The sequence below is a fragment of the Acinetobacter sp. YH12043 genome, assembly GCF_013419915.1.
In the GTDB taxonomy this organism is placed as follows: Bacteria; Pseudomonadota; Gammaproteobacteria; order Pseudomonadales; family Moraxellaceae; genus Acinetobacter.
The window spans coordinates 19,076-36,088 of the sequence record NZ_VOZD01000016.1; the positions used below are offsets into that span (position 1 = coordinate 19,076).

The window sequence follows — 17,013 nt, forward strand, 5'->3', positions numbered from 1 at the left end:
CATACACTTAATAAATTAGTTTTAAATAGAAATCCCTAACTAATGTATAATCCATCACAAAATTGCATAAAAATACTGGTGACTTTATGAGCATTATTCAAGAATTTAAAGAATTTGCGGTAAAAGGCAATGTCATGGATCTCGCAGTGGGTGTGATCATTGGCGGTGCTTTCGGTAAAATTATCGATTCTATGGTGAAAGACATCATCATGCCTGTCGTGAGCTGGATCTTGGGTGGTGATGTTGATTACTCTAACTGGTTTGTCGTGTTAGGCGATAATCCAAATAATGTGACCAATCTGGCTGAAGCACAGGCAGCCGGTCTGAATGTCTTTGCTTATGGTAATTTCTTGACCATTCTCATTAACTTCCTGTTATTGGCATGGGTTGTATTCTGGTTGGTGAAACTGATGAACAAACTGCGCCGTGATAAAGCAGAAGAAGCAGCGCCTGAACCTGAAGCGACTCCAGAAGATATTGCATTGTTGCGTGAAATTCGTGATGAGCTAAAAAAACGTCCGGAAGCTTAAGCTTTAGGGATAAATAAAAAACGGCGCTGAGTGTGCCGTTTTTTTAATCCCCCTAAATCCCCCTTTTTCAAAGGGGGACTCCTCCCTTTCTTAAAGGGAGGTTGGGAGGGATTTATAAAATTAAAAATCCATCCGAAACTTAATTTCGACCAAATGAAAACCGAACTGACTTTTGATTGGGCCATGTAGAACATGTTCTGCAGCAGTAAAGACCAGTTTATCAATCACTGGAACAAGTTGGCCTTTTTTTACTTCACCGAGTTCACCACCACGTTTGGCAGAGTTACAGGTCGAATATTGTTTGGCAATCTTAGAAAAATCTGCACCTGCCAGAATCTTCTTCTTAAGCTGTTCAGCCGTATCTTTATCCTTCACCAGAATATGACGGACAATCGCAGTCTTCATGATTTCTTACCTCGTACAGCAGCCACACGCTTGGATGAAAGCTTTACCTTTTTCAGCGGCTGGCATTCAGGACAATAGACGGATGCACGCTGGCCGAGCTTGATATTTTCTAGTGTCGTTTCGCAGTTCACGCACATTTCTCCTGCACGGCCATAAGCCAACAGCGTCTGCTGGAAATAACCATTTTCTCCCATAGCATTGGTGTAGTCGCGTAAGGTAGAACCACCTAAGTCAATCGCCTGTTTTAAAATACGCTTGATCTCAACCACCAGTTTTTCAATCTGTTCGAAACTCAAACTTGAGGCTGGCTGGGCTGGATGAATACCCATATTGAACAGGCTTTCAGTTGCATAGATATTGCCTACGCCGACCACGAAATGGTTATCCATAATTGCAACTTTGGTGCCAACGTTTTTATTTTTTAGTTTTTCAAATAGATATTCGGCATTAAAAGCATCGCTTAATGGCTCCGGCCCAAGCGTATCAATCAGTTTGCTTTGTGATTGAGCGTCTAACCAGAGAATACAGCCGAAACGGCGCGGATCATGGTAACGCAGCTGGATCTCTTCAAACTGGATAATCAGATGATCATGCTTGCGCAATTCTTCATTGGCTTCACACAAGCGAAAGCTGCCTGACATACCCAGATGCCAGAGCATCGTATCCTGTTCAAATTGCGCCAGAATATATTTGGAACGACGCGTAAGCTGAATCAGGCGCTGTCCTTGCAGACGCGCGAGATCATCAGGAATCGGCCAACGTAAACTAGGCTGACGCACTTCAACTTTTAGCACTTGCTGATTAAGAAGGGGAAGGAGGCTGGTTTTGGTGGTTTCAACTTCGGGTAATTCAGGCATAACACTTAGCAGCTAATATCATGAGGCTAATATTGGGCGTTTTAAGTCTGAATGCAAGTCCTGTTTGAATAGAAGTTATAAGCAGGACATTCAAAAATATTTTAACAATTGGTTAAAAAATAAACTTTAATATTGAGCAGGTTTTAGATTTAAATAATAAAAATAGGAAATATATGGGTTGATTTTTAGTATTTAACATACTGAAAAATATAAATTATATAGAATTTATTGTTATATAAAATATATTTTCTTATAACTTAAAGTTTTACCAATAATAAAAAAATTGCTGCGTTTTTAAGTGAAAAGTTATGTAACGTTCTGTATCAAGTCATACAGGGCATGCATCAGGCTGCCTTTACTCTCTCCATATGTTTAGGTTTTATATGAAAAAGTTAAGTCTAGCTTTATTGCCATTGATGGCAGCCATGACCTCTGCTCAGGCTGAATCTGCATTTGATCCTCAAGGACAGTACCTATTAGGTGACTGGAATGGAAAACGTACTGAACTTGCTCAACAAGGTGTCAAGTTTGAAGCAAACTTGCTGACAGATACAGCGTATCTGGCTGATGGCGGACGTAATGAAGGGGCTGATCCTCTAACTTCTGCACAGTTATGGTTGGGTACACAGTTAGACATGGAAAAACTGGCTGGCTGGGATGGCGTAACTGTTCGTGCAGTGGCGACTGCGCGTCAGGGTCAAAGTACATCGGTACGTGATTTACAAGGTGATGCAGCTCAATGGGCCAATGTTCAAGGGACATTTGGCCGTGGTAACCAGGACAGCCGTTTAACCGAACTTTCAATTGAAAAGAACTATAAGGATCAAGGACTGAGTATTAAAGCTGGTCGTCTGGGTCTCGGTATGGACTTTAATGTGATGGCCTGTGATTTTGCCAGTACAGCATTTTGTGCTGCGCAGATGGGTAAATGGCAGGGCAATATCTGGATGAATACCCCAGTCGCACAATGGGGTGCACGTGTAAAACAGCAGTTAAATCCTGAAGTTGCTGTACAAGTCGGTGTTTATGAATTTAATCCAGATAATGGTAATGCCAAAGCCGAAGGTCAGGGCTGGAGTCTGGATACCGACAATGCTGATGGTGTGACCATTCCTGCAGAAGTAATCTGGACACCAAAATCATTGGTAAATGGTTTGCCTGGCAGCTATCGTGTAGGCGGTATGTATAACACTGCTGATGATGTTGCCAACCAGAAAGATGTTGCGACAGGTGAAGGAAAAAACCGCACCTTTGCGGGCTGGTTAGCTGTAGAGCAGCAATTGACTTCAACGGGTAATGACCGTCAGGGTTTACACTCATTCGCTAACTTTACCTGGCATGATCGTGATACCAATAAAGTAGATAATTCACAACAGTTGGGTCTGAAATATATTGGTCTGGTGGATAGCCAGCCGAATGATATATTGGGTTTAGCGGTTAACCGTGTACATGTAAATGACCGCTTTGCAGATTCACGTCCAATTTATGATGCGAGTGCCGAATACAATATCGAACTCAACTACAGCTATAACGCAACAAAATGGCTGATGCTACGTCCAAACCTGCAATACGTTATAAATCCGGGGTCTAGCAATCAAGTGGATAATGCATTGGTGTTAGGTTTGACTACACGAGTGATCTTCTAAAAAGAATTTAATCACGTTATAAATAAACAGGCTCATCAGAGCCTGTTTTTTATTTTTTGGTAAAAAGTTCTGAAAAGCCACTTCACAAAAAGAGGGAATACCGCGTGTCACTACTATTTCAGCCGGTTCAGTTTGGATCATTGCAACTTAAAAATAAAATTGTGATTGCCCCGATGTGTCAGTACTCTGCAACCGAGCAAGGTGAAATCACTTACTGGCATGAACAACAATGGGCCAATTATGCCTTATCCGGTGCAGGTCTTTGCATTGTGGAAGCCACCGCTGTACAGCCTGAAGGGCGTATCAGTTATGCCGATTTAGGGCTTTGGAATGACCAGCAGGCCAGTCAGATCAAAACCTTACTGCAAAAGGTCAAGTCAATTTCTCCTATGCCTTTTGCAATACAGCTTGCACATGCAGGCCGTAAAGCCTCTACAGATAAACCTTGGGGTGGCAAAGGGCAGTTCGCCCCAGATCATTCACTCGGCTGGCAAACTGTCTCTGCCAGTGATATTCCTTTCCAGGCTCATGAACATCCACCCAAGTCTTTAAGTGTTGATGAAATCCAGCAAGTAATTCAGGATTTTGCAGCCAGTGCAAAGCGGGCGGTTGAAGCTGGCTTTGAACTGATTGAACTACATGCAGCACATGGTTATTTACTGCATCAGTTCATGTCACCGTTATCGAACCATCGTCAGGATCAATATGGCGGTTCATTTGAGAACCGTATTCGTCTGACACTTGAAGTATTTGAAGCAATTAAAGCCGCAGTACCAGAAGATTTTCCAATTGGTGTTCGTATCTCAGCAACGGACTGGATGGATAGTGTAGAAAGTTGGGATGTAGAATCTTCAGTCGAACTATCCAAAGCACTAGAGAAGCTAGGTGCAGTCTATATTCATGTTTCGAGTGCAGGTTTACATGTAGATCAGAAAATTGATGTGCATCCGAATTATCAGGTCCCTTTTGCTGAAGCGATTAAAAAGGACGCGAATATTCCAGTCATTGCTGTGGGTTTGATTACCGATGCACAGCAGGCAGAAGGCATACTGGAGTATAAACAGGCTGATGCGATCGCGATTGCACGTGCCTTGCTTTATGATCCACGCTGGCCTTGGCATGCCGCAGTAACGCTGGATGAGAAAATAGCCATTTCTCCACAATATTTACGTTCTGCACCGCATGGCTTAAATCAGTTGTTTGAATCGTTTTAAGGTCATTTTTTCTTAGAAAGGCTTATAATAACGCATCTCAAGCAACAGGACATTTCATATGATTATTGCGGTAATTGTGCCCATATTTTTATTATTGGCACTAGGTTACCTGAGTGTGAAATGTCAAATTCTAAAAAAAGAGCAGGTCGAAATGGTAGGGGCTTTTGTCATCAAAGTGGCCTTACCGTTACTGTTCTTCCAGTTTTTAGCCTCTAAAGATCTGCATGAAATCTGGTATTTTGAATACTTTGCGGTCTATACCTCTGTCACTTTATTACTTTATGGTTTCAGCTTCTGGCTGATGCGCCGTCAGTTCCGGAATACCTCTTCACATAGCGCTGTTCTATCCTTGGGGGCAGCGATGTCCAATACCGGATTGATCGGTACAGCAGTACTCACTTTATTGGTGGGACAGCATGCAATGACCTATACCTCTCTGGTGGTCATCATTGAAAGCATGATCCTGATTCCGATGGTGTTGATCCTGGCTGCACTCGGTACCCAACATCAAGCCAATCTGGGTAGTCTTGTGAAAAGTACCATTCTCATGCTGTTCAAGAACCCTTTATTTATGGGGGTGATGCTGGGTATGGCCTGTGCGATTTTTGAAATTCGCTTGCCAATTTATCTGGACCAGGTCTTTGCCATGATTGGACAGACTGCCTCACCTTTGGCGCTGTTTGCGATTGGTGGCGGAATCGTGGGCATGAGCCTGAAATATGTGAATCTGCAAAGTTTCTATTTGGTATTTTCCAGCAATATCCTGATGCCGATCCTGATGTATCTAGGTCTTAGTCGACTGACTCAGCTGAGTCAGGAAATGATCTATGCTGGGACTTTGATTGCAGCACTGCCTATGCCAACGATTTTCGGTATGTTAGGACAAGCATACGGCCTTAATGAGCGAACCTTAACCCCTTTATTGATGAGTACTATCGCAGGTTTCGTGGTTGCGAGTGGACTTATTACTTTGTGGTGGAGTTAAACACGCTGGTTTATAAATCTATAGCCCATAAAAAAGCTCCTGTTGGAGCTTTTTTATTTTGATCAGACCTGATCAACTTTTTTTGGCAGGTGCTTTTTTCTGTTCAGCAATCATTTTATCCACTGCTGCTAGAGATTCTCTGGCCTTAGGAATATTTTCCTGTGCCAGGGCTGAAAAGATCTTTTTCGCTTCAGGGAGGTTTTGCGCAACAATACTACCGTTGGCAAACATATTGCCAATCGCCATCAGGGCAGGGATATAGCCTTTTTTCGCCAGATCCTGAATACTGCTTAAACCTTGCTGGATCGGCTTTTCATTCTTGGTTTTAAAGCCATTGCTGATGTCATATAAGGCTTTGGCATGAATGGCCGGCATATTACCCTTGCTAATCAGAGGCTGTAATTTTTTCAAGGCCTGCTGGTCAGAAGCTGTTGTTCCTTCAGCAAATAAAAGTATCGCCAGATCTACCGTCGCTTCATCAAAATTGGCTGCCGATGCGCGTTCTAGGTATTGCTTGGCTTTGCCCAAATCCTGCTTAAGGCCTAAAGTACCACCGGTATAATTCTTGCCCAGTACATAGTTGGCCACCGGATAACCTTTGCTGGCAGCCTGTTCATATAGCTGAATAGCCTTTTTTTCGTCCTTGGCAGTGCCTTGGCCAGTTTGCGTTAAATAGCCTAGGTTATAGATAGCCTGTGCATTTCCCTGGCTGGCCAGTTTGCTTAAAGCATCGTAGGCACCCTTGAAATTCTTGGCATTCACCATCTCTTCAATTTTGGCAAATTGAGGGTCAACTGGGGCATTTGAAGTGTTTGCTAGGGCAAATTGGCTGGACACTGCAAGAATTGCAGCAAGTACTAATTTTTTCATTGTTCCGATAACCTTAATTTTTCTAACACCTAATTCCATGGTGCGATTTTTGTCGTTTTCATCTACATCATAAGACGATTTCAGGCTTTGTAAATACTGAATATGTGACTAATTACAAATTATTTGAGAATCATATAGGAGATGAATCAATAAAAGCGTGCTCGGTTTAAGGTGTGTTTTATTCAGTCAATCTTTGTCTATTTAATTGTTTAGCCTAATAAAAATAAAAAAGCCAGAATTGAATTCTGGCTTTTGCATCAAGATAACAGGTTATTATTGTGGACGTGCCACATCACCACTTAAAGCTTCAGGCAATTCCAGAACTTGTACATCCAGCTCAGCCAATGCTTCAGGTTTGGCAACTACCAAAGCCTGATAACCCTCATCTGTACCAATGCTATTGACCACTTCGACGTCATTGTGCAGCTTGGTCGCAACAGCAGGTGCTTCACCTGTACCTTGAATCAAATGCAACCAGTGTTTTGGCTTGGCTTTGAACCATAAGCGAGCAATCACTTCCTGACCCAGATAACAGCCTTTGTCATAGTGAATGCCTTCACGTTGATGAAGACGCAATTCCTGTGGCTGGAACAGGGTCGCAGTAGTTGCTTGAATCCAAGCCTGACCTGAAGCAATAGCTTGCTGTTGCCAAAGGGTAATATCCGTTTCAGTTTCAACAAAATCAGTCTGGATATCATTAATAACTGGATAAACCGGGCCAACCTGTTCCAGTTTCATTTTTGAAAATGCACCAAACTTTTTAATATGGCTGGCCAGTTCTGCTGCCTGATCTTCAGGGCTGACAATTTCAAAGCTTTCCGGATTAATTTTTTTCAACCAGATACCGAACTGGATACGTCCTTTCAAGCTGCAGATCGCTGTATAGCGAGTCAGGTTTTCAGCCAGAGTTTCGACATTTAAAGTGACTTGACCCTGAAGGAATTTTTGCGCATCTACTCCATTCAGCGTAAATAAGGTAAAAGCAGGAGATGTTGCCATGATCAGCCTCAGTTTGAATACTAAAAATCAATCAAGCTATTGTGCAGCAAGCATTTAATAGAGGCAAACAAAAAAGCCAACAATCGGGATCATTGGCTTTTTCAGTAGTGTCTAATTAGTGATGATGAGACGAGGTTGGCAAAGGTGAATCACAAGGGAATTTGCCTCCACAGACCCGTACCGTTTCCATCATGCCCTGATCTTCATGATCGAGGATATGACAGTGCTGTACAAAATCACCTTCAAATTTCTTGTAATGACTTCGAAGAATAAATTTATAGTTCGCCTTGATAAACAGGGTATCCTTGAATTGTCCTTTCATACCACGATATTGCACATCATCTGTATCATTATCATCAGGCGCTAATTCACTCACATCAACTTCTTTAGATTCGCCATTAGGACCAGTGACAGTTTTTAAGATTTTAACAATCTGGAATGGATTAACATGAATATGGAAAGGGTGGCCACCAAAAGCTTCGGTTGTCAGTTCCCATTCATCCGTTTGTCCAATTTGTAACTGACGTACATATTCACGATCCGGATCTTTGGCATGTGTCCGACCGACTGATCCTTCGCCATCAAATGCATCTCCAAAACTGAGTAAGTCACCATTTTCTTTATGGCGGAAGCCAAATTTAAGACCATTTGCGAAAGCCAGTTCAAATTTACTGTACTGTTTTGGTCTGGAAGCGACCAGCTTGTCAATTGCAGGAGTCATTAGGGATGGATGATCGGTAAAGGCAGTAAGATCAAGTTTGGATAACTGAGTCTGAATCTCTTTGCTTAAACCAATTTTTTTCGCGCGCTCTTGCAGGAACTGGGCAGGAGTCTGCGCTTTTGTTTTGCTTGCCTGTACATTGACCCATCCCAGTAGTTGGGCATTGAAAGGGTGGTTTGGAGCTAGTTGAGGAGTAATTTGACCCGTTGGGATCGGTGCATTCACTTCATCCTCAATATTTAATTTGGAGTCATAAATACAGTATTTATTGGTGGTTGGGAAGGTAACCATTGCATCATGACGATAACCAGGCTGGAACACAGACAGTGTTCTGCGCTGTACCTGAGTCATGGTCAAACCATCTTGAGCAATCGTATAAACAGGTAAGCTTTTTAAACTCTCATTAAACTCTTTTGGATCTGCTTCCTGATATGCCAGACAGGCTTTAAGGGTGTCTGCGGCGCTAAATTTACTGGAGTTTGGCAGTTCTTTAATAATCAAACCAATGGTGTCGCGTACACCACCATGAATCATGCGCCAGCGATTAAAAGCATTCTGTTTAACTTTGATCTCCCCTAAAACTTTACCATTGATAGACGTATAAAAGTTCTGGCCGGCCCAAGAGCCAGGATTAGCGATATCTGTATAATCTTCAAGTAATCCTAAGCCTTTACCTTCGCAATTGTTGGGAATATCGAATTTTACATCCGGGTCAGGGTTAGAGCATCGATATTGAATTTGCTGGAATAGCAGGATGTTTTCATTTGGATAGCTATTTTTTTCTTTCCATAAAATGTCCATATCGCCTGTTTCAGTGACTTTGCCATTTTTCACTTTTGGTGTTCTTGAGCCTTCTACAATTAATGGGCCTGCCATACCACTCGATACCTGAATAGCCGTTGAGCCATGCAGATGAGCGTGATACCAGTAGGTTCCTGCCGGATGATTCGGCTCCATTTTGTACTGATAGTCAAATTTTTCCTGAGGTTTAAATTTCAGGAAAACATTATCACTATTGCCTTGAGGGCTTACCCAGAAGCCATGAGTATGCAGGTTGGTGGTATTAAAGCAATGTGGATCATTCACATTATCCACTTTGTCTGGGCAGGTGGATTTCTGTTCAGGTGGAAGCTGGTTATTGAGGTTAATTTTCAGGGTTTCACCTTGTTTGACCCGGATCTGCGGACCAATTAAAAGGTCTTCAACAGACTCTCCAGCTTTTTTCTTGTTAAACAAGCTGGCATTAGTGAGATAACCTCTGACGAACAGTTGATCCCAGGTACTATTTCTCGGATTGTAAATCTTGCCGGTTTTATAAGCGACGATCAGTTCATGGGTGCCCTTGGAATTTTTTTGCAATAGGGGCGGATTGCTAATCAAAGTATCGGGTGCTGTTGGAGAAGGTTGTGGATTGTTGGGATTATTGGGAGTGGTAGGTGGGTTAGGGTTGTTGGGAGTTGGCGGTTTAGGATTGGAGGGATTTTTACCTCCATTCCAGCTTGCTGCCAGTACAGCGATCACTGCAGCAACGATACCAAGAATGGCGAGTTGTATCATTGTAATCACCCTTATGTGCTTTTGTGATGAGTGTTGTTGTTGTGAAGTAATTCGAGGGTAGATTTACAAAGTTGAGATACAGACTGTTATCACCAAATTAGGAGGAGGGCGACAGACGGTAAGCTAAAATGACGTGTGTAAAGTATTTTAGATAGGGATGCGTTTTATAAGCTCATGTTTATGAATCATTGTCCTATAAATATTTAACGTATTTCTAAAATTGTAAGAAAGTCTTAAAAAATATATGGAATTGAGAATGTAACTTATTTCGGGGTATGTCTAACCTGAAAAATGATTTTTTCGCCTACACTCATCGAGCCATATCTGCAATGAAATTTACCATTTTCGGTTAAGAGTTATGCTTAACACTGAAATAAAAAAATATAGATTCAGTTTTTTATTAAATGAGCTATTTCTAAAATTAAAAAATTCTAAGCTTTGATTTCATATGAAATTTATCCTTAAACTCATTCCAAGAAATTGATTATTTTTTATGCTGTTATCAACATCTCATACTAAAGAATGAGACAGATTTAGGCCTATTTTTCAGAAAAAATGCAATTTAGAGTCAAAATTCTAAAGTATGGGTCAGTAATTTTGGTAAAAATACCATTTTTAGTATTTAAGCTTTTGAAAATTATAAGATTTGGGAAATGGACTTTCGACAGCGTACAATGCCTTTATTAAAAAACAAGTCATCAAGATATTTTGATGAATAAAAAGAGTAATGAAAGAGGGCAGGCAAGCTATGAACAATAACTACCGGAAACCGTTGCAAGGTACCCAGCTGGAATATTATGACGTGCGTCAAGCCGTAGAAGATATTCAGCCAGGCGCATATGCCAAACTTCCTTATACATCTAAAGTGCTGGCCGAGCAGCTGGTACGCCGTTGCGACCCTGCGATTTTAGAACAGTCTTTACGCCAGTTGATTGAGCGTAAACAGGAACACGATTTTCCTTGGTATCCGGCGCGTGTAGTGTGTCATGACATCTTAGGGCAAACAGCACTGGTCGATCTTGCCGGTCTGCGTGATGCGATTGCCGATCAAGGCGGTGATCCGTCTAAAGTCAATCCAGTGGTGCCGACCCAGCTGATTGTCGATCACTCGCTGGCAGTAGAATATGGCGGCTTTGACCCAGATGCATTTGAGAAAAACCGTGCGGTAGAAGACCGCCGCAATGAAGACCGTTTCCATTTTATTGAATGGACTAAAACTGCGTTTGAAAATGTCGATGTAATTCCTGCGGGTAACGGCATCATGCACCAGATCAATCTGGAAAAAATGTCACCAGTCATTCAGAACCGTGATGGCGTGGCATTCCCGGATACCTGTGTGGGGACTGACTCGCATACTCCACATACGGATGCGCTAGGCGTGATTTCAGTCGGTGTTGGTGGATTAGAAGCTGAGAACGTGATGCTGGGCCGTGCATCATGGATGCGTTTGCCAGACATTATCGGTGTCGAACTGGTAGGACAGCGTCAGCCGGGCATTACCGCAACGGATATTGTTTTAGCTCTAACCGAATTCCTGCGTAAAGAACGTGTGGTTGGTGCTTATCTGGAATTCTTCGGTGAAGGCGCAGACAGCATGTCAGTCGGTGATCGTGCCACGATTTCCAATATGACCCCGGAATATGGTGCAACTGCAGCCATGTTCTATATTGATCAGAACACCATTGATTATCTGACGCTGACTGGTCGTGAATCTGAACAGGTCAAACTGGTTGAAACCTATGCGAAAGAGATTGGTCTGTGGTCATCAGAAATGACTCAGGCAGAATATCCACGTGTATTGCGTTTTGACCTATCGACTGTCACCCGTAACATCGCTGGTCCATCCAATCCACATGCGCGTGTATCAACATCTGACCTGAAAGAAAAAGGCATTGCGGGTGTGGTAGAAAACCGTACGGATGGCTTAATGCCAGATGGTGCAATCATCATCGCGGCAATTACTTCGTGTACCAATACGTCTAACCCACGTAATACCGTGGCAGCAGGCTTGTTGGCACGTAAGGCTAATGAACTTGGTTTAGTGCGTAAACCGTGGGTGAAATCATCTTTTGCTCCGGGTTCTAAAGCAGCGGCGTTGTATCTGGAAGAAGCAGGCGTACTAAAAGATCTGGAAAAACTGGGCTTTGGTATTGTGGCGTATGCTTGTACCACCTGTAACGGGATGTCGGGTGCGCTTGATCCGAAGATTCAGCAGGAAATTATTGACCGTGACCTTTATGCCACTGCGGTATTGTCGGGCAACCGTAACTTCGATGGTCGTATCCATCCTTATGCGAAGCAGGCATTTTTAGCATCTCCACCGTTAGTGGTCGCATATGCAATTGCCGGTACGATCCGCTTTGACATCGAGAAAGATGCCTTAGGCACAGACAAAGACGGCAATCCGATTTACCTGAAAGACATCTGGCCATCGGATGAAGAAATTGATGCTTTGGTGAAAGAATCGGTAAAACCAGAGCAGTTCAAGAAAGTTTATATTCCGATGTTTGATCTGGGCGAGCGTGAGCAGGCAGCAAGTCCGCTGTATGACTGGCGTCCGCAAAGTACTTATATCCGCCGTCCGCCATACTGGGAAGGGGCATTGGCTGCACCGCGTACTCTGGCAAATATGCGTCCGTTAGCCATCCTTGGCGATAATATTACTACCGATCATTTATCTCCATCGAATGCGATTGTGTTGGATTCGGCAGCAGGTCAATATCTGGCGAAAATGGGCTTGCCTGAGGAAGACTTTAACTCGTATGCAACGCACCGTGGTGATCACCTGACTGCACAGCGTGCAACCTTGGCGAATCCGAAGCTGTATAACGAAATGGTGGTGCGTTCCGACGGTACCATTAAGCAAGGTTCTAAAGCACGTGTCGAGCCGGAAGGTGAAGTGATGCGTATGTGGGAAGCGATTGAAACCTACATGAACCGTAAGCAGCCGCTCATCATTGTTGCAGGTAAAGATTATGGTCAAGGTTCAAGCCGTGACTGGGCTGCGAAAGGTGTGCGTCTGGCAGGTGTAGAAGCGATTGTGGCTGAAGGCTTTGAACGTATTCACCGTACGAATCTGGTCGGTATGGGTGTACTTCCACTTGAGTTTAAGCCGGGTACAGATCGTAAAACTTTGAAGCTGGATGGTACTGAGCTATATAGCGTGATCGGTAATATTGCGCCACGTTCGACTTTGACTCTGGTGATTGAGCGTGCGACTGAAGAGGGTAAGAAACAGACCATTGAAGTGCCGGTAACTTGCCGTCTGGATACTGAAGAAGAAGTTTCTGTCTATGAAGCGGGTGGAGTATTACAGCGCTTTGCACAGGATTTCTTGGAAGGGAATGTGGCTTAATTTTTCTAGTTACTAGTAAAAATCTCCCCTAACCCCTCTTTTCTAAAGAGGGGAACTCCCTCCTTTTTTAAAGGAGGGTTGGGGTGGATTAAAGAGGAAGAGTTAGTTAGCGATCTAGAACTAAGAATTGAAAAATTAGGAACCTCAATTGGAACACCAGAATATACTTCCCAATATGGTGAGCTAATGAGTTTTCTCTCTAATCATGTCACTATATATACTTTCTTAGCTCCATTTATTCCAATGCTATCAAGCTATTTATCATAGAAAGTGAAAGTGACTAGGCGCAGCGACGGAATATCATTAAATCACAAATAAAAATGTCACTTAGCTTTAACGACACTATCATTTACAAAAATGGACAATAGACATTCATCACAACAGAGTTATACTGCTTAGACCATTTTCTAAAACAACGGAGAACAAAGATGGTTACAGCTGGCTCAAAACCGGGAACAGGTTTCTATTTTTGTGTTCAATGCGGACATCGCGTCTTCTTAGAAATTGGTACAGACCGACTACCACCGTGTACCAAATGCCTCGGCACCCAATATAACGATAAGGTTGCCTAAGCACACGATATTCAAAACAGAAGATCCTGTTTTAAATAAAAGCCCTATCACCCGATAGGGCTTTTTTGTTAGCGTATAATTCAGATCATAAAAATGGCTTAAATCTCAAGGACAAGCAGCATGGAAACAATCCTCGGTTTATCTATCGGTATCGGCTTAAGTGCAGCCTGCGGTTTCCGTGTTTTTGTGCCTTTGCTGGTGATGAGTATTGCCGCATTAATGGGCTGGTTTGAACCGATGACCGGTTTTGAATGGTTAGCCACGCCGGCAGTCTGTCTGGCTTTAGCCATCGCGACCCTCTGTGAAATCGCTGCGTATTATATTCCCTGGGTGGACAATGCCATCGATACGATTGCAACGCCTGCAGCCATGCTCGCCGGCACTATGACAACGATGGCTGCCAGCAGTGGAGAAATGTCCCAGTTTGCAGCTTGGGCCGCAGCGATTATTGTCGGTGGTGGAACAGCAGGGGCCGTGCAAATGAGCAGTGTTGCAGCACGCGGCCTATCAACTGCTACCACAGGCGGTGTTGCGAATCCCGTACTCTCAACCGGAGAGTGGATCGGGGCTATTCTGTTATCCATCCTGTCATTGCTTTTGCCAGTGTTAGCTGCCTTGCTGGTTGTAATGCTAGCCATCATGGCAATTCGCTGGATACGTCAAAAAAAGAAAAGCAAGCTAGAAAATTCCGCCTTATAAGAGTCAGATAAATAAATATTTATCACTAATTTTTAATGAGATATTTGATTAAAGAAAGGTTCTCATCTTGTTCATGAAATTGCTTGATTTTTACCCAATAAAGGCATAATTTTATTATTGGATTGCAAAAGACATAATTTTTGTATGGTTTTATTTGTGGTTGAACTTTATAAAAACAATATTAGGGGAACTGTAAATGATTAAATTTATTGTAGATGAACAAGAGTCTGCCCAAGGCGTGCACTATATTCATAACGCAACTGAAGGCTGTGAAGACCTGCCAGAATTTGATAACCAGATTCTGATTGGATATTTTGCCAATTATGATTTGGCTTATAAACGGGCAAGAATGAACTGGCCGAGGGAAAAAGTAGAGGGCTGTCATAAGTGCTGTACAGAATGAGATTTATAAATATATTGGGCGTCATTTAAAACTTGCTATACAGTGGGTTTTATCATTTATTCTGTTTGAAAATTGATCAATTTGACCCCATTTAAAATTATAGATTTATCATGTTTAGGGCTGCTCAATTGCAACATTATCTTGATCTCAATCATGACTCGGGTGTGGCCAATTATGAGATTGGCAATGAGTTTATTCGGGTTCAATTCAAGAAAACCTCGAAAGTGTATACCTATAGCTATAGCAATGCTGGCTATCAGCATGTGGAAAATATGAAACAGCTGGCCCAGTATGGCGATGGCCTAAATGCCTATATCAATCATCATACCCGTCATCTGTTTGTACGCTAAAAAGTGATCGCTGGAAGTTAGAACTGAAACTTTTAGCTGAAAATATTTAAACCATTTCCCTTTAGATCACAGATACAAATCAGCAGTTCCTGAGGATTTGATTGATCTGTTAACTTAATGATAGATGGCTCTACAGGCAGGGAATCACTATGGATCTCGATTTCTGGTGTCGGTTTTTACTTTATACATTGGCTTTGAATTACAGCATTTTAATGCTCTGGTTTTTGCTGATTGTCTTTGCACGAGACTGGGTGAAACGATTGCATGGTCAATGGTTTCAGCTCTCAGATCCAACTTTTGATGCCATCCACTATAGCGGCATGGCCATCTATAAAATCGGGATATTTCTGTTCAATCTGGTTCCGCTAATTGCCCTATATTTGATGGGGAAAAGTTAGGAGATAAAACTTTCCAAAGTTCCAGGAATAAATAAAACTGATAGTCGCATCAGCATTACACAGAGCAGTTTAAACGTTTAAAATGCTCGAAACAAAATAACAATATGGAAAAGGAGTTCGGCTCAATGAATCAGTTTAAATCCGCCTTGATTTTAGGGGCTTTGATCGGCTTGGGAATGATTATTGCCGGATTCATTCTGGGTAATAGTGCGGTCAAGATTAAACAGTATGAGCGGATTGTTTCCGTAAAAGGTTTATCGGAACGTGAGGTTAAAGCCGATGTTGCAGTCTGGCCCATCCGTTTTAGTGGCGGTAGTCAGGATCTGACAGAACTGTATGACACTATGGAGCTGCAAACCCAGCAAATTCAGGCTTTCTTAAAAGGTGAAGGTTTTAAGGCAGAAGAAATTACCACCGGTTCTCCAGTCACTACAGATAAATATGCCCAGCAATACGGCGGTGATGCCAATGTTGCCTTACGTTATACCGCGCATCAGACCATTACGGTTTATACCCACAATATTGATGCAGTCCGTGCAGCGCAAACCCGTCTGGTCGCTCTGGGTAAAAAGGGCATTGCTTTTGGTGGTGATGATTCTGGGCAAAGAACGGAATATATCTTTACCAAATTGAATGACATCAAACCAGCCATGATTGAAGAAGCCACGCAAAATGCCCGCAGTGTGGCAGAAAAGTTTGCCGCGGATTCTCAAAGCCGTCTCGGGAAAATCAAGACTGCCAATCAAGGTTTGTTTAGCATTGAGGACCGTGACAGCAATACGCCTTATCTAAAGAAAGTTCGTGTGGTTTCTACAGTGGATTATTATCTGGCTGATTAAATGGCTGGAAAGCTGAATAGAGGGGTCTAAAAAATTTAGAGCAGAATGAGGTTTTACATGAAGATAAATTCCAGTAATTCTGCTCTTTCTGCAATAAAAGATCTTTATTTTGAGGTGAAAGGTAAAAAATTCTTCTTCAAATATATTTAAAGAAAAATATTTTCAAAAATCGGGAAAATTAAAAAATCTTAGGAAATTAATTTTGCCGCAGCTTGGCTACTATATATCTCAAGGGTGTGATGGGATCGAAAAGAGTAGCATGCTGTGAGTGGCGCAAAACGCGAGTGCAGTACGAACCCAAAAGGTCTCGATTCGGCTTAGGACGCTATAGACCAAAAGTTTATAGGCTATAAGATCATTTCTTACAAAGAGTGATAGTTGAAGTAAACCATCAAGATGTTTTCCCAACACCCTCAAAATTTTCTCTTCTAATAATAAATCTTCTCCTCCAAACTGTTGAACACCTTCCCTACCCAGTCACTTATATTCTTCTTTAAATAGCTTTAAATTTATTTGAGATTCAAATAAATACTATTTTAATCACATATCTAATCTATTTTATTTACAGCCTATAGCTTTCGACTATTTTATGTTTAAATACTACTCTAATGTC

The 17,013-nt window shown here is 42.3% G+C and carries 16 protein-coding genes; 11 read left to right on the forward strand and 5 right to left on the reverse strand.

Going from position 1 to position 17,013, the window contains the following annotated elements; translation table 11 throughout:
- Positions 1-86: 86 nt before the first annotated feature.
- Entirely contained in the window at positions 87-530 is a 444-nt protein-coding gene (mscL, locus tag FTU01_RS09220) for a large conductance mechanosensitive channel protein MscL (RefSeq protein WP_159123684.1), read from the forward strand.
- Positions 531-650: 120 nt separating this feature from the next.
- Here mscL and FTU01_RS09225 read toward each other — a convergent pair whose 3' ends face one another.
- Both FTU01_RS09225 and mutM read right to left on the reverse strand, forming a co-directional pair.
- A complete protein-coding gene (locus FTU01_RS09225) occupies positions 651-935 on the reverse strand; it encodes a peptidylprolyl isomerase (protein ID WP_004785172.1) in 285 nt (94 codons plus the stop codon).
- Positions 932-1,792: a bifunctional DNA-formamidopyrimidine glycosylase/DNA-(apurinic or apyrimidinic site) lyase gene (gene mutM / locus FTU01_RS09230; protein WP_180138853.1), complete on the reverse strand. Its 861-nt coding sequence runs from the start codon at positions 1,790-1,792 to the stop codon at positions 932-934. Before mutM ends, FTU01_RS09225 begins: the two co-directional genes overlap by 4 nt.
- Before the next feature lie 383 nt (positions 1,793-2,175).
- On the opposite strand from mutM, the gene FTU01_RS09235 reads away from it, so the two are divergent.
- The 3 genes from FTU01_RS09235 to FTU01_RS09245 all read left to right on the forward strand — a co-directional run bounded on the left by FTU01_RS09235 (position 2,176) and on the right by FTU01_RS09245 (position 5,637).
- On the forward strand, positions 2,176-3,438 hold the full coding sequence (locus tag FTU01_RS09235) for a carbohydrate porin (RefSeq protein ID WP_180013552.1): 1,263 nt from the start codon (positions 2,176-2,178) through the stop codon (positions 3,436-3,438).
- Between the two features lie 104 nt (positions 3,439-3,542).
- Positions 3,543-4,652, forward strand: coding sequence for an NADH:flavin oxidoreductase/NADH oxidase (locus tag FTU01_RS09240; protein WP_180138855.1), 1,110 nt, complete (start codon positions 3,543-3,545; stop codon positions 4,650-4,652).
- Between the two features lie 58 nt (positions 4,653-4,710).
- Complete coding sequence (locus tag FTU01_RS09245) at positions 4,711-5,637, forward strand: AEC family transporter (protein ID WP_034704761.1); 927 nt, start codon at positions 4,711-4,713, stop codon at positions 5,635-5,637.
- Positions 5,638-5,709: 72 nt separating this feature from the next.
- Here FTU01_RS09245 and FTU01_RS09250 read toward each other — a convergent pair whose 3' ends face one another.
- The 3 genes from FTU01_RS09250 to FTU01_RS09260 all read right to left on the reverse strand — a co-directional run bounded on the left by FTU01_RS09250 (position 5,710) and on the right by FTU01_RS09260 (position 9,784).
- Positions 5,710-6,507 (reverse strand): tetratricopeptide repeat protein, encoded by a 798-nt coding sequence (locus FTU01_RS09250; RefSeq protein WP_180138857.1) that lies wholly within the window; start codon positions 6,505-6,507, stop codon positions 5,710-5,712.
- A 273-nt stretch (positions 6,508-6,780) separates the two neighbouring features.
- Positions 6,781-7,506, reverse strand: a complete 726-nt coding sequence (locus tag FTU01_RS09255; RefSeq protein WP_159123690.1) for a folate-binding protein YgfZ — start codon at positions 7,504-7,506, stop codon at positions 6,781-6,783.
- Positions 7,507-7,621: 115 nt separating this feature from the next.
- Positions 7,622-9,784, reverse strand: coding sequence for a multicopper oxidase family protein (locus tag FTU01_RS09260; protein WP_180138859.1), 2,163 nt, complete (start codon positions 9,782-9,784; stop codon positions 7,622-7,624).
- A 748-nt stretch (positions 9,785-10,532) separates the two neighbouring features.
- Here FTU01_RS09260 and acnD point away from each other — a divergent pair.
- The 7 genes from acnD to FTU01_RS09295 all read left to right on the forward strand — a co-directional run bounded on the left by acnD (position 10,533) and on the right by FTU01_RS09295 (position 16,400).
- Positions 10,533-13,139, forward strand: a complete 2,607-nt coding sequence (gene acnD / locus FTU01_RS09265; RefSeq protein ID WP_159123692.1) for a Fe/S-dependent 2-methylisocitrate dehydratase AcnD — start codon at positions 10,533-10,535, stop codon at positions 13,137-13,139.
- 374 nt (positions 13,140-13,513) lie between these two features.
- The gene (locus FTU01_RS09270) at positions 13,514-13,711 is read left to right on the forward strand and encodes a zinc ribbon-containing protein (protein ID WP_257229525.1); all 198 of its coding nucleotides are present in this window, start codon (positions 13,514-13,516) and stop codon (positions 13,709-13,711) included.
- Positions 13,712-13,831: 120 nt separating this feature from the next.
- On the forward strand, positions 13,832-14,410 hold the full coding sequence (locus FTU01_RS09275; protein ID WP_180138861.1) for a DUF4126 domain-containing protein: 579 nt from the start codon (positions 13,832-13,834) through the stop codon (positions 14,408-14,410).
- Positions 14,411-14,606: 196 nt separating this feature from the next.
- Entirely contained in the window at positions 14,607-14,813 is a 207-nt protein-coding gene (locus tag FTU01_RS09280) for a hypothetical protein (protein ID WP_034705268.1), read from the forward strand.
- 128 nt (positions 14,814-14,941) lie between these two features.
- The gene (locus FTU01_RS09285) at positions 14,942-15,163 is read left to right on the forward strand and encodes a hypothetical protein (protein ID WP_180138877.1); all 222 of its coding nucleotides are present in this window, start codon (positions 14,942-14,944) and stop codon (positions 15,161-15,163) included.
- A gap of 149 nt (positions 15,164-15,312) precedes the next feature.
- Positions 15,313-15,561 (forward strand): DUF6868 family protein, encoded by a 249-nt coding sequence (locus tag FTU01_RS09290; protein WP_180138863.1) that lies wholly within the window; start codon positions 15,313-15,315, stop codon positions 15,559-15,561.
- A 125-nt stretch (positions 15,562-15,686) separates the two neighbouring features.
- On the forward strand, positions 15,687-16,400 hold the full coding sequence (locus FTU01_RS09295) for an SIMPL domain-containing protein (RefSeq protein WP_034705273.1): 714 nt from the start codon (positions 15,687-15,689) through the stop codon (positions 16,398-16,400).
- The last annotated feature ends 613 nt before the right edge of the window (positions 16,401-17,013 follow it).

Bases quoted from the DNA above. Each gene is read 5' to 3' on its own strand.
- mscL (WP_159123684.1), top strand. From the start codon at position 87: ATGAGCATTATTCAAGAATTTAAAGAATTTGCGGTAAAAGGCAATGTC.
- FTU01_RS09225 (WP_004785172.1), bottom strand. From the start codon at position 935: ATGAAGACTGCGATTGTCCGTCATATTCTGGTGAAGGATAAAGATACG.
- mutM (WP_180138853.1), bottom strand. From the start codon at position 1,792: ATGCCTGAATTACCCGAAGTTGAAACCACCAAAACCAGCCTCCTTCCC.
- FTU01_RS09235 (WP_180013552.1), top strand. From the start codon at position 2,176: ATGAAAAAGTTAAGTCTAGCTTTATTGCCATTGATGGCAGCCATGACC.
- FTU01_RS09245 (WP_034704761.1), top strand. From the start codon at position 4,711: ATGATTATTGCGGTAATTGTGCCCATATTTTTATTATTGGCACTAGGT.
- FTU01_RS09250 (WP_180138857.1), bottom strand. From the start codon at position 6,507: ATGAAAAAATTAGTACTTGCTGCAATTCTTGCAGTGTCCAGCCAATTT.
- FTU01_RS09255 (WP_159123690.1), bottom strand. From the start codon at position 7,506: ATGGCAACATCTCCTGCTTTTACCTTATTTACGCTGAATGGAGTAGAT.
- FTU01_RS09260 (WP_180138859.1), bottom strand. From the start codon at position 9,784: ATGATACAACTCGCCATTCTTGGTATCGTTGCTGCAGTGATCGCTGTA.
- acnD (WP_159123692.1), top strand. From the start codon at position 10,533: ATGAACAATAACTACCGGAAACCGTTGCAAGGTACCCAGCTGGAATAT.
- FTU01_RS09275 (WP_180138861.1), top strand. From the start codon at position 13,832: ATGGAAACAATCCTCGGTTTATCTATCGGTATCGGCTTAAGTGCAGCC.
- FTU01_RS09280 (WP_034705268.1), top strand. From the start codon at position 14,607: ATGATTAAATTTATTGTAGATGAACAAGAGTCTGCCCAAGGCGTGCAC.
- FTU01_RS09290 (WP_180138863.1), top strand. From the start codon at position 15,313: ATGGATCTCGATTTCTGGTGTCGGTTTTTACTTTATACATTGGCTTTG.
- FTU01_RS09295 (WP_034705273.1), top strand. From the start codon at position 15,687: ATGAATCAGTTTAAATCCGCCTTGATTTTAGGGGCTTTGATCGGCTTG.